The following is a 14150-nucleotide window of genomic DNA, read 5'->3' on the forward strand; positions in this document are numbered from 1 at the left end:
TGGCGGACCCGATACGATTCGAACGTACGACCTTTGCCTTCGGAGGGCAACGCTCTATCCAGCTGAGCTACGGGTCCGTTGAGGCGCTCTCTAACCTGGCCGGCGGCGCAAAGGAAGCCCCCCTCGCGCCCCCGATCCCACACCCCCACCCTCACTCCCGGTGGATGTCGTGGCTGACGATGCCGGGATCCTCCGGCGGCAAGGCCCGCCATTCCTCCCGCGCCAGGGTCCGGCGCGTATCCTCGTAGCCGCTCTGCCAGTGCTCGCGCATCGTCTCCGGGCCGAACTCGTAGTCCTTCGCCTGCCCCTCATAGGCCTTGGCCTGGTAGACCATCTGCAGGATGGCGAGGCGCGGCAGCCGCGCCAGCCGCGCCTGCATCGCCCGGTCCTCCTCGGTCAGCAGCGCCTCAGGCACCCGGTCCAGCGCCTGCTTCAGCCGGACCTGCCAGCGCCGCAGCCGGGCATAGGCATCCGTGTTCATGCGGGTGCGGGAGGAGTAGCGGATGTCCTTCTCCCGCCCCAGCACCTCCTCCATGTCGCGCGGCAGCGGGCCGAGGGCGGGGAAGAGGTCCACCTGGAAGACCAGCGCGTCGCGGCGGTCCAGCTCGTCCTCCAGCAGGTATTGCAGCGGCGTGTTGGAGACGAGGCCGCCGTCCCAGAACCACTCGCCCTCGATCCGCACCGGCGGCAGGCCGGGCGGCAGGGCGCCGGAGGCCATGACATGCTCGGGCACCAGCGCCAGCCGGGCGCTGTCGAAATACTGGAAATTGCCCGTCATCACGTTCACGGCACCGACCGCCAGGCGCGGATGCCCGCCGGGGCCGTCCAGCAGCGCCCAGTCCACCAGGTCCTCCAGCGTCGCCCGCAGCGGGGCGGTGTCGTAAAAGGCGATGGCATCGGCCGAGCCGCGCGGCGCCAGCCAGGGATTGACCTTGTTCGGCCGGAAGAAACCGGGCGTGCCCAGCGTCAGCGTCGCCAGCGCGCTCTGGATGTTGCGGGTGCGCCGCAGGTCGTCCCCGTCCGGCGCGAAGGGCCAGAGGCGCCGGTCGGTGATGCGGTCCCAGAAGGCGCGCAGCCGCGGCAGCCGGTCCTCCACCCGGTTGCCGGCGATGATCGCGGCATTCACCGCCCCGATCGAGATGCCCGCCAGCACGTCCGGCTCCAGCCCCGCCTCGTGCAGCGCCTGGTAGACGCCGGTCTGGTAGGAGCCGAGGGCGCCGCCCCCCTGCAGCAGCAGGGCGATACGGCCGAAGGCGCAAGGGGCGGGCGATGGCGCCGGCGGCGGGGCGGGCGGGGTGGCGGCCAAGCGGAACCTCCTCGGCAGGATGGGGGCGGCGCAGGATACCGCAGGCGGCAGCGGCCGCGGACCCTCCCCTGTCCGGCCGCGCCCCCCTATGCTGCACACAACCAGGAGGGACGACCCATGGACGGCAGCGTCAGCGCCACCCGCACGCCGAACGACCCGAAGGCCCTGCTGCAGGCGCTCTATGCGGAGATGCGCCCGCACAGCCTCTACCCGCTCTGGGAGGTGCTGGCGAACCTGGTCACGCCGACGCCGCGCTCGGCGGCGCGGGCGCATCGCTGGTCCTACGGCCCGGCACGGGACTACCTGCTGCGCGCCGGCGACCTGATCAGCGCCGAGCAGGCGGAGCGCCGGGTGCTGATCCTCGAGAATCCCGGCCTCGCCGGCACCTCGGCGGTCATCCCGAGCCTCTATGCCGGGCTGCAACTGATCCTGCCGGGGGAGGTCGCGCCCTGCCACCGCCATACCCAATGCGCGCTGCGCTTCGTGATGGAGGGGGACGGCGCCTTCACCGCGGTGGATGGCGAGAAGGCGGTCATGCGGCCCTTCGACCTCGTCCTCACGCCCAACTGGCAATGGCACGACCACGGCAATGCCAGCGGCGCGCCGATGATCTGGCTGGACGGGCTCGATATCCCGACCGTCCGCTTCTACGAGGCGAGCTTCGCCGAGCGCCTCTCCGAACCCGCGCATTCCGAGACCATCCCGGCCGGCGACAGCCTCCGCCGCTATGGCCGCAACCTCCGCCCGATGCGCGGCACCGCCGCCGACCGCCGGCCGCAGCACCAGCCGCTGTTCCACTACCCCTATGCCGAGTGGCGGGAGAGCCTGCTGGCGCTGGCCGCGGCCGAGGCGCCGGACCCGCATCTCGGCCATGCCATGGAGTTCCTGAACCCCGCCGATGGCGGCCCGGTCATGCCGACCATCGCGGCGCATGTCCGCCACCTGCCGGCGGGGTTCGAGACGAAGCCCCGCCGCAGCACGGACGGCACCATCCTCGTCGTGGTCGAGGGCCGCGGCACTGCCCGCGTGGAGGATCAGGAATTCCGGCTGGAGGAGCGCGACGTGCTCGTCGTGCCCTCCTGGCAGGCGCTGGCGCTGCAGGCGGAGAGCCGCATGCTGCTCTTCGGCTACAGCGACCGCGCGGCGCAGGAGAAGCTCGGCCTGTTCCGGGAGGAAAGGCTCTAGCAACCGCCCGTTCCTCCGCCGCGTTGCCCGCCGGACATCACGGGAGGCACGGGCATGGCGGAGCCGATGAAACTGGCGGCGGAGGGCGTGGCGGCGACGCAGTTCGAGATCCCGGGCGCGCGCGGCGACTTCCGCATCCAGATCCTGAACGAGGACGCGGCGCGCGGCGTCGTCACCAGCATCGTCCACATCCCGGCCGGCGGCTTCATCCCCGCGCATTCCCACAAGGCCGGGTCGGAGATGCACTACGTCCTCTCCGGCGACCTGATCGAACGCGGCGAGCGCCTCGGCCCCGGCGCCTTCCTGACGCAGGCCGCCGGCGTGGTGCATGGCCCGCATGAGAGCCAGGGCGGCGCGCAGGTGCTGACGGTGCAGTCCTGGCAGTCGCGCGACGGCGCCTTCGACTTCCACATCGCCGAGGAAGGAGCGCAGCCGGCCGGTGGCGGGCAGCAGGACAAGGCGCAGCAGGACAAGGCGCAGCAGGACGTCGCAGCCCGCGCCCCGCGCGGGGAGGCCGGCGAGACCGGCGCCGCCATCGCCAGCGAGGGCCTGCCCGGCAACGACGAGGGCGCCCGGCCCGAGGGCCGCAAGGCAACGGAGCAGTCCCTCGGCCGCGGCTACGGCTGAGGGCGCCGCGCCGGCCCGGCGGTGTCCTACCCCGGCACACCGGTGCGCGTCCCCGCCCGCCGCAACACGGCGCAGAGGCGCGAGAAGCCCAGCCAGAAGGCGCCATGGCCCGGCGCCTCCTCCGGGTCCGGGCCGGATCGCGGCTCGCCCCGGCGCAGCAGGCCGAGCCGTGCCTCGAACCGCCCGCGCATGTTCTCGAGGAAGGCATCGGTCGCGCCGAGATACTGCTCCAGCAACTCGGTCGCGATCTCGATCTCGAGGCCCGCGCGGCCGGCCTGGGTGAAACGCTTCAGGCCGCGGCTGTCCTGCGCCAGGGCGAGGTGCAGCCGGTGCAGCTCCGCCAGGTGCCGCGCGATGCGCAGCCGCGTCTCGCGCGCCTCATCGGCCGGGATTTCGCTCTCGGGCATCCTCCGTGACCCTTCCGCGGGTCGCGGCAGCCTGCGCCGGGTCGGGTGAAGCCGCGGTTAACCCGTCCCGCGCCCGCAGCGCGTCCAGCACGAGTTGCCAGGTGAAGCCCTCGGGCTGCGTCGCGTAGCGCAGCGTGTCCGCCGCCAGCCCGACCCAGGGCTGCGCGCTGCGCGTGAAGAAATGCACCCGCGGCCGGACCCAGCCGGTCTCGTCCAGCGTCCCGGCCCGCACCGCCACCAGCGTGCCGGGCGCCGCCGTCCCCGGTCGCGCCCCGCCATTGATCCAGCAGCCGCAGGCGGCGCAGACCCAGCGCGTCGAGACCCGCCCGCTATCCGTCCGCCGCTGGTAGGACAGGACCTCCCCACGCAGCAGCCGGAACCCCTCGGCCGGCACCAGCACGGCCAGGCCGAAGGCGCTGCCGCTCAGCCGCTGGCAGTCGCGGCAATGGCAGGCATAGGCCAGGCGCGGGGCCTCGGTGATCTCGTAGCGCAACAGGCCGCACTGGCAGCCGCCGGACTGCGGGAGCCTCATGGCGCGCATCCTCCTCGGCGCGATCCTGCGCCGGCCGCGGCCGGAAGGCGAGCGGCCTGATCCCCGCCCCGGCGGCGGCGAGCCTGCCGCGCAACGTCCCGGCAGGAACATGCGGCATGCTGCCTCTGCGGGGCATCGAGGTGCCGGAGATCGGCCAGAGCCCGGCCGCGGCCCCTATGCCAGGGAGAGCCTGGCCATGCTCGGCGCCGCGGTGGCGAAGGTCGGGCACCGCCGTTTTTCAGGGGTCGGCGGTGCCCGGGGACATGACGGGACGGATGCCCCGGTTTCAGGCGAGCCGATAGACGGCCTCCGCATTGCCGCGGAAGATCGCGCGCCGTTCCGCGTCGCTGAGACGGCAGGGGAAGGCATAGCGCGGGTCGTCGAAATCCCAGTGCGGGTAGTCCGAGGCATAGAGGATCCGGTCCCAGCCGATCCAGGACAGGATGCGCCGCAGGTCCTCCGGGTTCTCCGGCTCCTCCATTGGCTGGGTGGAGACCCAGAGGTTGCGCTTCATATAGGCCGAGGGCGGCTCCTTCAGCATCGGCACCTCGCTCCGCAGCTTCCGCCAATGCGCGTCCAGCCGCCAGGCGAGGCTGGGCAGCCAGGCGAAGCCGCCTTCGATCATGATCACCTTGAGCGTCGGGAAGCGCTCGAAGACGCCTTCCAGCACCATGCTGGTCGCCTGGCACTGCATGGAATGGATCAGGCCGTGATGATCCTCGATATAGTAGGAAGGCCAGCCGGCCGCGGTCGGAGCATGCCCTGCCTCCCCGCCGATATGCATGCCGATCGGCAGCCCGTAATGCGCCGCCGCCTCGAAGATCGGCCAGTAGCGCTGCCGCCCGATCGGCTCCGTGCTGCGGGAGGTCAGTTGGATCTGCGCGAAGGCGGGGTCCTTCACCCGCTTCTCGATCTCGGCGACCGAGGCCTGCGGATCCTCGAAGGGCACGAGGATGGAGGCGCGCAGGCGCTTCTCCTGCGAGGTGAAGGCCGCCACCTGCCAGTCGTTGATGGCCGAGCAGAGCGCGACCGAAAGCTCGATGTTGCGGACCAGGTTGCTCGGCATCAGCGGCTCGAGGATGCCGACCTCGATATCAAAGAGGTCGAGCAGCTGCGACCGCATGAAGTCGAGGTCGGAGCCCGGCGGCGCACCGCCCGGCGGCCAGGCATCGCGCCGCGCCGTGTTGGGCGCCAGGCGCGGATAGGCGATGCGGCTGGCATAGGGCGCGCGCCCGAGCTTGCCGTATTCGGCGATGTGCCGCCGCCAGCGCTCCGACAGGAAGGGATGCAGGTCGGCCTCCGAGCGCAGGGAGGGATGCACGTCGCTGTCGATGATGCGCAGCTTCGCGTCCTGCGCCGTGGCGCGTTCGAGAACTTCGCTCATGGTTCCTCCCTCAGGCGGGGATAGGTGGCCAGCGGGTTGTCCTGCATGGCCTTCTTCAGCACGGCGGGCGGGATGCCGGCGGGCACCGCCTGCATTCCCTCGAACTGCCAGTGCGGATAGTCGGTGGCGAAGAGCAGCATCTCGTCCGAGCCGATCTGCTCGATCACCTGTGCCACCACCTCCGGGTCGGGCGGCGCGTCGAAGGGCTGCATGGTCAGCCGCACCTGGTTGCGGATGATCTCGGGCGGCGGGCGATCGACCCAGGGCACCTCCGGCCGCACCCCGCGCCAGGTCTTCAGGTGGCGCCAGAGGAAGCCCGGCAGCCAGCTCACCCCGGATTCGATCAGCACCACCTTCAGCGCCGGGAAGCGCCCGAAGGTGCCCTCCGTCACCAGGCTGAGCAACTGGTCCTCGAAGACCTGCGATGCCGCGACATAGTCGTGCAGGTGGTGCGAGGGCCAGCCATTGGAGGTCGGCGCGTAGCGATAGGCCAGCCCGGCATGCAGCCCGACCGGCAGGCCGTGCCGCACCGCCGCTTCCCAGACCGGCCAGTAGTAGCGCTTGCCGTAGAGCAGCTCCGCCGCCGCCGGCAGCAGGATCTGGACGAAGCGCCGGTCATGGGCCAGGCGCTCGATCTCCTCCACCGCCAGGTCCGGCGCCTGGGCCGGCACGACGATGGAGGCGCGCAGCCGCTGGTCGCGCGCCAGCCATTCCGCCGCGATCCAGTCGTTCATGGCGCGGCAGATGGCCGCCCCCATGGCATCGCTGAGCGCGACCGCGCCGCCATAGAGCGGGTTGCAGATGGCGTAGCGCAGGCCGAAGGCATCCAGCGCCTGGCGCTGCAGCAGGTCGAGGCTCGTCCCCGCCTTGCCCTGGGGCGGCCGCCAGTCCTCCCGGCAGACCAGCGGGGAACGCGGCGGATAGCTCGCCAGGTCGAAATCGTCGGCACCGCGGCGGGTGAAATGGTCGCGCCAATGCTCGTCCATATAGGGCAGCAGGGTCCTGATCCCCTGCACGCCGGGATGGATGTCGCAGTCCACCGCGCCGGGAGAGATCGCGTTCATCGGCCGATCCCCGCCCGCCGCAAGCCGCGCCGCCAATCGGAGGCCACCTCGTCCAGCGCCTCCTTCGCCGTCTTCTGCCCGAGCAGCGCGGCGGAGACGCCGGCGCGCAGCGGCATGTCCAGCGTGTCCCAGGCGGGATGCGCCGGCGTCGGGATGCCGGTCTCGATCGCCTGCGCCGCCACCGGCGTCCAGCCCAGCTTCGCCGCGAGGTCCGCGTCCCGCAGCACGGAACCGCGCGGCGGCGCATTGGCCCGCTCGGCCGAGCGGCGCAGCCATTCCTTGCTGCAGGCCATGCGGATGAACTCGATGGCCCAGTCCGCATTCTTCGTGTAGCGCGGCACCGACAGGAAATGGCCGTCGATCCAGGTGCGGCTCTGCTCGCGGTCGGTATGGCCGGGGACCACGTCCCAGGCCCAGCGGCCGGCGGTCTTCGAACTCGCGGGGTCGTTGATCAGCGTGCCATAAGGCGCGAAGGTCTGCGCCATGGCGTAGCGGTCCCGCTGGCCGCCGCCGATGATCTCGTCGTATTCCCAGGTCGTCGCCTCCGGCGGCACGACCCGGTGCTTCGCCATCAGGTCGGCGTAGAACTGCAGCGCCTCCACCGCCTTGGGCTGGTTGATGAAGATCTCGCCGGTCCGAAAGTCGCAGAGCTGCCCGCCGGCCGAGTAGAGCCAGGAGGCGAAGCTGGTGTAGCTGCCGGAGCCCTGCTTGCCCATGATCCCGACCGCATAGCGCTCGGGCGGTGCGTTCACCGCCAGGGCGGCCTTGAGGAACTCGGCGAAGGTGCCGGGCGCCCGGGCGAACCCGGCCTGTTCCAGCAGGGCCTTCTGGTAGTGCAGGATGCCGGTGGTGATGCGGTAGGGGATGCCGCAGAGCTTGCCGTCATAGCTCGCGGCACGCTTGCTGCCGCCGAGGAAGTCGTCCCAGTCGAAGCCCGGGTCGCGCGCCTTGATCTTCGCCAGCACCTCCTCGTGGTCCAGGACGTGCGGCGCCATCCACCCGGCCATCTGCACGGACCACTGCGCGACGTCCACGGCGGAGGAGCGGGCGCCGAGCTCCGCCTTCAGCCGGGCGCGCCAGGGATCGGTCGGCAGCAGGGTGAACTCCACCTTGATGCCGGTCTCCTTCTCGAAGGCCGGCGCCACCTCCTCCACCAGGGCGCGCTTCCAGCCGCCCTGGTTGTCGCCGATATAGACCAGCTTCTCCGGCTTGCCCTGGGCGCGCAGCGCCGGCGCCGGCAGGGCAGAGAGCGCCCCGGCCGCCAGCCCGGCGCCCAGGACCTGCCTGCGATTCACGGTGGTCATGGACCTTCCTCCCGAATTGTCCGTCATCCCTTGACCGCGCCCGAGGAAAGCCCGGCGACGAGATGCTTCTGCGCCATGAAGGAGAAGACGATCACCGGCAGGATGACGAGCACGCCGGAGGCCGTCATCGGCCCCCAGTCCACGCCGGAATCGCCGCCGGTGAAGCCCGCCATCAGCACCGGCAGGGTCTGGGTGTCGTTGTTGGTCAGCACCGCGGCGAAGAGGAAATCGTTCCAGGCAAGCTGCAGGCAGAGGATGGCGGAGGCGACCATGCCAGGCCTGGCCAGCGGCAGCACCACGCGCTGGAAGGCCTGCCGGCGGGTTGCGCCATCGATCCAGGCGCATTCCTCCACCTCGGCCGGCAGGTCGTCGAAGAAGCCGCGCATCACCCAGACCACCAGCGGCAGGCTGAAGGTGGTGTAGGCCAGCACCACGCTGAGATGCGTGGTCGTCAGCCCGATATCGCTGAGGATGACATACATCGGCACCAGCACCGCCACGGGCGGCAGCATGCGCATGACCAGAAGGGAGAAGAACAGGGCGCTGCTGCCGCGGAAGGGAAAGCGGGCGAAGGCATAGGCCGCCGGCACTCCGACGCCGAGCGAGAGCAGCACGGCGCTGCCCGAGACGATGAGGGTGTTCAGGAAGGCCTTCAGGAAGTCCTTGCGGAACAGGACATCGGCATAGTTCTCGAAGGTCGGCCACCACAGCCATACCGGCGCGTCCGCGAAAGTCTGCGCCCGGGTCTTGAGCGACAGGCCGAGGATCCAGAGCAGGGGGAAGAGGAAGAAGGCGACCAGCGCCGTAAGCGCCAGGTAGGCCAGCGCGGCGCGGATGCGGCGGGCGCGGCGGGAGCCGGTGACGGCGGCCATCAGCGCGGCCCCCTGCGCCGCAGCACGGCGATGAAGAGCAGGCACATCGCCATGGACATCAGCAGCATCAGCCAGGCCGCGGCGGCACCGAGACCGAAATCGAAGCGGACGAAGCTGGTGAGGTAGGTGTACATGGACAGCAGCATGGTGGCATTGGCGGGACCGCCGCCGGTCATGGCATAGACATTGTCGAAGGCGCGGAACTCGAAGATCGTCCGCAGCAGCAGCGCCACCAGCAGGAAGGGCTGCAGCAGCGGCAGGGTGACGTGGCGGAAGACCTGCCAGCGGCTGGCGCCGTCGATCTCCGCCGCCTCGTGCGGCTCATGCGGGAGGGAGCGGAGGCCGGCGAGCAGGATCAGCGCGACATAGGGCGTGCTGTGCCAGACATTGACCAGCCAGACCGCGACCAGCGCCGTTTCCGGCCTGCCCAGCCAGACGATGTGCGTGCCGAGCCAGTGGTTCACCACGCCATGGTTCGGGTCGAGCAGCAGCTTCCAGCACAGCGCGCCGACGATCGGCGTGACCATCATCGGCAGCACCAGCGCGGTGCGGAAGCCGCGCATGCCCGGCAGGTCGAGGTTCAGCAGCAGCGCGATGCCGAGGCCAAGGCCGAGCTGCGCCGCGACCGCGGCCGCCGTGAAGCCGAAGGTGACGCCGAGGCTGCCCATGAAGATGCGGTCGGACAGCAGGTCCTCGAAATTCGCCAGGCCCACATAGGCGCCATCGAACATGCCCTGCTGCGGCGACCAGCCGGTCAGGCTGAGCCAGAGCGAGAAGAGCAGCGGCAAGCCGAAGACCGCCAGCATCACCAGGAATGTCGGCCCGACCGCGAGCGGCAGGAAGGCGCGGTCGAGCGGCGCACGCCGCAACCCGCGCGCCGCCGGCGCTTCGGACAGGCCGACGAGGGGCCGCGGCGCGGCCCCGCTGATCTCGCTCATGCCTCCTCCCGTCCGGTCACCGGTTGGTCCGGCGCCGTCTGTTTCCGCGACCTGCGGGGACGTTGCTCCCGCGCCCCGCGGGGGCATTGCTCCCGCGTCCTGCGGGGATGTTGCTCCCGCGCCCTGCGGGGGCATTGCTCCCGCGCCCTGCGGGGGCATTGCTCCCGCGCCCTGCGGGCGACGCCCTCAGACCTCCACGACGACGTAGTCCTCCTCGACCGTGACGGAGAGCGTCTCGGCGACATAGGGTCCCTTCACCACGGTCGCACCGGGCGCGACCTCCACCTTGTATTGCCGCGCGTGGATGCGGGCAGGATCGCACCAGGACTGGCCGGTGCGGATGTCGAATTCCCAGCCATGCCAGGGGCAGCGGATGATCTCCCCGGGGCGGTCCAGGCGATAGCGGCCGGGACCATCGGCAGTGACCAGGCCCGTGATCTCACCCTCGCACAGGCCGGCACCTTGGTGTGGGCAGCGGTTGACCAGGGCGAAGAACTCGCCGTCCAGGTTGAAGATGGCGATGGGGCGGCCGCGCACCGTGGTGAGCCGGCGACTGCCAGGCGGCAATTCGGACACGGCGGCCACCACATGCTTGCCCATGCGGATCCTCCCCAGGCGTCTCGTTGCCATCGACCCTAGCGAGCCCTACCGCCCCCCAACAACACGATCCCGTCATGCCCGTCGGCCGCATCACCGGGTCAACGGCCAAGACGCAGCATTGCGCCGGCGCGCCCACCTGCCCGGGGCACTCGGCCTCGACCGCTTCGCGTTGCGACCGGCCTCCGCCACCGGCCCGCTGATGAGGACCTGGTGGCATCCCTCGGCCGCATCCTCGGCGACAGACGCCCTCGCAGGCTGCGGGGTCACCATTGCGCTGCCATACTACGACGCCGGGAGCACGCTCCGGGCAGCCGGGCGGCAAGCGCTCTGCAACCGCCTTCCAAGCCGGCGGGCCGCGCCGTCGAAGGGCACGCCCCCAGGCCGGCCCCCGACAGGCCGGGGATGGGACCGGGGATCCGATCGCCTGGCCTTGAGAGATTCCGTCCCAGGCCCCTGGCTCGGCCGGGACCAAGGCCAGTACAACCGCACCCGGCCGCCGGGCATGGATCGGCTTCCAGACGGTATTCCTGTACCCCACCCCCGGCCCATGCCGCGAGCCGAGGGTCCGATGTCGGATCAATCGTTGCGGATGCCCATGGCCTTCACCATGCCGCCCACCGTGTCGATCTGCCCGGCGACGAAGCGCTCGAACTCCGGCTGCGTCATCTCGCCCGGGACGATGCCGACCGTCGCCAGCCGCTCCTGCACCGCCGGCGTCCTCACTGCCGCCGCGACGACCTCGGCATGCAGCCGCGCCACCACCGGCGCCGGCAGCCCGGCCGGCCCCGACAGGCCGAGCCAGTTCTGCGCCAGGAGGTCCGGCAGCCCCGCCTCGGCGACCGTCGGCACCTCCGGTACGCTGGCCGAGCGCTGCGGCGCGGTGATGGCATGGGCGCGCAGCCGTCCGGCCCGGATGTTCTCGACATTCTCCGGCAGCGTGTCGAAGGAGAGCAGGATGGAGCCGCCGAGCAGATCCGCCTGCATGGGCTGGCTGCCGCGATAGGGCGCGTGGTTCAGCGGAATGCCGGTCTGCTGCGTGAACATGCTGCCGACCACATGCCCGACCGAGCCGGCGCCCGAGGTGCCGTAGGTGACCGGCGCCGGCTGCGACTTCATCCAGGCCATCAGCGACCTGAGGTCGGTGGCGGGCACCGAGGTATTGGTGACAACGACCATATAGGTCGCGCCGATATAGGCGATGTGGGTGAAGGAGGATTGCGGGTCGTAGCCCGGCTTGGCGTAGAGCGGCGGGGAGGTGACGATCGGCGCGGTATTCGAGAGCATGAGGGTGTAACCGTCCGCCGGCTGCTGCGCGACATGCAGTGCCGCCAGCGTCCCGCCGGCGCCGGGCCGGTTGTCCACCACCACCCGCTGGCCGAGCTTCGGCGTCATCGCCTCGGCCAGCACCCGCGCCACGATGTCGGAGGAGCCGCCGGGCGGGAAGACGACGACGATGCGGATCGGCTTCGCCGGCCAGGCATCGGCCGCCGCCGCCGGATGGGCCTGCCCAAGGGCGAGGCAGAGCATTGCCCCGAAACACTGCAGCAGGCGTCGCATGGGCGGCCCTCCTTCCGTCAAAGCTGAACCGGGGGGCGGGGCAGCAAGCCCCGGGCCAGGGGTGACTTGCCCCCGGCGCGCGGCTAGAAGCGCCGGGCCCGTCCGGCCGGGAGGCGCCAGGGATGCTGACCACCTACACCGTCGAGAACGGCCATCTGCTGGTGCGCGAAGGACCACAGGAGGAGGAGGCCCTGCGTCGGGCCGTCTGGATCGACCTGCTGACCCCGACGCCGGCGGAGGAGCAGATGGTCCAGGGCGCCCTCCGGCTCGAGATCCCGACGCGGGAGGAGATGCAGGAGATTGAGAGCTCCTCCCGCCTCTACCGGGAGGACGACGCGCTCTTCCTGACCGCGCCCTTCCTCTACGGCATCGAGGGCGGCGAGATGGGCTCGACCGCCATCACCTTCGTCCTCGCCAATGCCGCGCTGGTGACGGTCCGCTACGCCACGCCCAAAGCCTTCGCGGTCTTCAGCGCGCGCTGCCAGCGCACCCCGATGCTGCTGCTGGCGACGCCGGACGGCGTGATGCTGCACCTCTTCGAGCAGATCGTCGACCGGCTCGCCGATATCCTCGAGCGCATCGCGGCCGAGATGGACCGCGCCAGCCAGGCCGCCTTCCGCACCGCGCGGGCCAAGGTGAAGGCGACCGCCAAGGATGCCGATCTGAAGGACGCGCTGATCACGCTCGGCCAGGTGGGAGAGGTCACGTCGCGGGCGACCGAGACGCTGCTCGGCCTCTCGCGCATCTTCACCTTCCTGACCGCCGAGAAGTCGACGGCGCTGCGCAAGGAGAACCAGCCGCTGGTCAAGTCCCTGGTGCGGGACGTGCGGTCGCTGGTCGAATACGCGAACTTCCTCAACAATAAGGCCAATTTCTTGCTCGACGCGGTGCTCGGCATCATCAATGTCGAGCAGAACGCCATCATCAAGACCTTCACCGTGGCGAGCGTGGCGCTGATGCCGCCGACGCTGATCGCCAGCATCTACGGCATGAATTTCGAGGTCATGCCGGAGCTGAAGCTCGGCCTCGGCTATCCCCTGGCGCTCGTGATGATGGTGATCTCGGCCCTGCTGCCCATCGTCTACTTCAAGCGGAAGGGGTGGCTCTAAGCAGACTTTCGCGGGTTGGGCCACACTTCGTGCGGCCCAATCCTTTGAAGCGAAAGCCTGCTTAGGGTTTTGTTGCAGCGCAAACCCCGAGAGGTTTGCTTAGGGGCACCGCCGCCCGGGACCGCCCCCTTGCGGCCCCGGCCGCCGCCTTGCATGCATGCGTGCGGAACCATCACCGGGGAGCACCGCATGCCCGCGACGCATCGCATCGAGCCGACACTGCAGAACATCCGCTGGGGCGCCTTCGACGCCACCTTCGCCCCGGTGCAGGAGGTCGCGCCGGGCGACCTCGTCATCCTCGAATGCCTCTCCGGCGCGCGGGAGGTGATGCCGCCGGCGGGCAGCGGCCTCAAGGTGCCGGAGAAGCTGCAGGCGGTCCATGCCGGCAACGTCCCGCGCCTCGGCCCGCATATCCTGACGGGGCCGGTGGCGGTGAAGGGCGCCGAGCCGGGCGATTGCCTGCGCATCGACATCGAGCGGATCGAGCTCGGCGCCGATTGGGGCTTCTGCGCCTTCCGCCCGCTGGTCGGCACCCTGCCGGAGGATTTTCCCTATGCCCGCGTCCTCCATATCCCGGTCGACCGCGAGGCGATGACCTGCAAGGTGCCGGTCGGCCCCGGCATCACCCTGCCGCTCTCGCCCTTCTTCGGCGTCATGGGCGTGGCGCCGCCGCCGGAATGGGGGACGATCTCCACGAAGGAGCCGCGGGCGCATGGCGGCAACCTCGACAACAAGGAATGCGGGGAGGGCGCGACGCTCTTCCTGCCGGTCTTCGTCCCCGGCGCCAATTTCTCCGCTGGCGATGGCCATGGCGTGCAGGGCGACGGCGAGGTCTGCATCAACGCGCTCGAGATGTGCCTGACCGGGCATTTCCGCCTGGGCCTGGAGAAGGGCGGCGGCGCGAAGGACCCGGTGCTGAAGTATCCCCGCGCCGAGACCAAGACCCACTACATCAGCATGGGGATGCACGAGGATCTCGACATCGCCATGAAGACGGCGCTGCGCGAGATGATCGCCTTCATCGTCTCGCGCTCCAACCTCTCGGCGGCGGATGCCTACCAGCTCTGCAGCCTGGCGGTGGACTTCCACGTGACGCAGACCGTGAACGGCGAGAAGGGCGTGCACGGCATGCTGCGGAAGGGCCTGTTGTTCTGAAGGAGTGACGGGGGAGGACGCCTCCTCCCCCGTGCGCCTTGCATGTGGGGCGGGCCGATTCAGACCTCCGGGCCATCCGGCCCTTCGGTCATCGGGCCGCCTTGCATGTG

At 70.7% G+C, this 14150-nt stretch carries 14 protein-coding genes and 1 tRNA gene; 4 read left to right on the forward strand and 11 right to left on the reverse strand.

What is annotated here, in order from left to right:
- Together Q7A36_RS17415 and Q7A36_RS17420 are read right to left on the reverse strand one after the other, a co-directional pair.
- A tRNA-Arg gene (locus Q7A36_RS17415) sits at positions 1–77 on the reverse strand.
- A gap of 74 nt (positions 78–151) precedes the next feature.
- Entirely contained in the window at positions 152–1306 is a 1155-nt protein-coding gene (locus Q7A36_RS17420; protein WP_305105000.1) for a patatin-like phospholipase family protein, read from the reverse strand.
- 117 nt (positions 1307–1423) lie between these two features.
- On the opposite strand from Q7A36_RS17420, the gene gtdA reads away from it, so the two are divergent.
- Both gtdA and Q7A36_RS17430 read left to right on the forward strand, forming a co-directional pair.
- Positions 1424–2491 carry a gentisate 1,2-dioxygenase gene (gene gtdA, locus Q7A36_RS17425; RefSeq protein WP_305105001.1) on the forward strand — a complete coding sequence of 356 codons (1068 nt, stop codon included), beginning with the start codon at positions 1424–1426 and terminating at the stop codon, positions 2489–2491.
- Positions 2492–2545: 54 nt separating this feature from the next.
- Positions 2546–3118, forward strand: coding sequence for a cupin domain-containing protein (locus Q7A36_RS17430; RefSeq protein ID WP_305105002.1), 573 nt, complete (start codon positions 2546–2548; stop codon positions 3116–3118).
- A gap of 26 nt (positions 3119–3144) precedes the next feature.
- Here Q7A36_RS17430 and Q7A36_RS17435 read toward each other — a convergent pair whose 3' ends face one another.
- The 9 genes from Q7A36_RS17435 to Q7A36_RS17475 all read right to left on the reverse strand — a co-directional run bounded on the left by Q7A36_RS17435 (position 3145) and on the right by Q7A36_RS17475 (position 11776).
- A complete protein-coding gene (locus Q7A36_RS17435; protein WP_305105003.1) occupies positions 3145–3525 on the reverse strand; it encodes a hypothetical protein in 381 nt (126 codons plus the stop codon).
- The gene (locus Q7A36_RS17440) at positions 3497–4057 is read right to left on the reverse strand and encodes a GFA family protein (protein WP_305105004.1); all 561 of its coding nucleotides are present in this window, start codon (positions 4055–4057) and stop codon (positions 3497–3499) included. Before Q7A36_RS17440 ends, Q7A36_RS17435 begins: the two co-directional genes overlap by 29 nt.
- Positions 4058–4343: 286 nt before the next feature.
- Positions 4344–5441, reverse strand: a complete 1098-nt coding sequence (locus tag Q7A36_RS17445) for an amidohydrolase family protein (protein WP_305105005.1) — start codon at positions 5439–5441, stop codon at positions 4344–4346.
- A complete protein-coding gene (locus Q7A36_RS17450; RefSeq protein WP_305105006.1) occupies positions 5438–6505 on the reverse strand; it encodes an amidohydrolase family protein in 1068 nt (355 codons plus the stop codon). The genes Q7A36_RS17445 and Q7A36_RS17450 overlap by 4 nt, the downstream gene beginning before the upstream one ends.
- Positions 6502–7809, reverse strand: coding sequence for an extracellular solute-binding protein (locus tag Q7A36_RS17455; protein WP_305105007.1), 1308 nt, complete (start codon positions 7807–7809; stop codon positions 6502–6504). Before Q7A36_RS17455 ends, Q7A36_RS17450 begins: the two co-directional genes overlap by 4 nt.
- 23 nt (positions 7810–7832) lie before the next feature.
- Positions 7833–8681 carry a carbohydrate ABC transporter permease gene (locus tag Q7A36_RS17460; RefSeq protein ID WP_305105008.1) on the reverse strand — a complete coding sequence of 283 codons (849 nt, stop codon included), beginning with the start codon at positions 8679–8681 and terminating at the stop codon, positions 7833–7835.
- Positions 8681–9619 carry a carbohydrate ABC transporter permease gene (locus tag Q7A36_RS17465; RefSeq protein WP_305105009.1) on the reverse strand — a complete coding sequence of 313 codons (939 nt, stop codon included), beginning with the start codon at positions 9617–9619 and terminating at the stop codon, positions 8681–8683. The genes Q7A36_RS17460 and Q7A36_RS17465 overlap by 1 nt, the downstream gene beginning before the upstream one ends.
- Positions 9620–9805: 186 nt before the next feature.
- A complete protein-coding gene (locus Q7A36_RS17470) occupies positions 9806–10219 on the reverse strand; it encodes a Rieske (2Fe-2S) protein (RefSeq protein ID WP_305105010.1) in 414 nt (137 codons plus the stop codon).
- A 576-nt stretch (positions 10220–10795) separates the two neighbouring features.
- A complete protein-coding gene (locus Q7A36_RS17475) occupies positions 10796–11776 on the reverse strand; it encodes a Bug family tripartite tricarboxylate transporter substrate binding protein (RefSeq protein WP_305105011.1) in 981 nt (326 codons plus the stop codon).
- A 122-nt stretch (positions 11777–11898) separates the two neighbouring features.
- Between Q7A36_RS17475 and Q7A36_RS17480 the strand changes: the two genes are divergently transcribed.
- A complete protein-coding gene (locus Q7A36_RS17480) occupies positions 11899–12885 on the forward strand; it encodes a magnesium transporter CorA family protein (protein ID WP_305105012.1) in 987 nt (328 codons plus the stop codon).
- Between the two features lie 189 nt (positions 12886–13074).
- The gene (locus Q7A36_RS17485; protein ID WP_305105013.1) at positions 13075–14040 is read left to right on the forward strand and encodes an acetamidase/formamidase family protein; all 966 of its coding nucleotides are present in this window, start codon (positions 13075–13077) and stop codon (positions 14038–14040) included.
- Positions 14041–14150: the final 110 nt, after the last annotated feature.

This window comes from Paracraurococcus lichenis, assembly GCF_030657435.1.
Lineage (GTDB): Bacteria > Pseudomonadota > Alphaproteobacteria > Acetobacterales > Acetobacteraceae > Paracraurococcus > Paracraurococcus lichenis.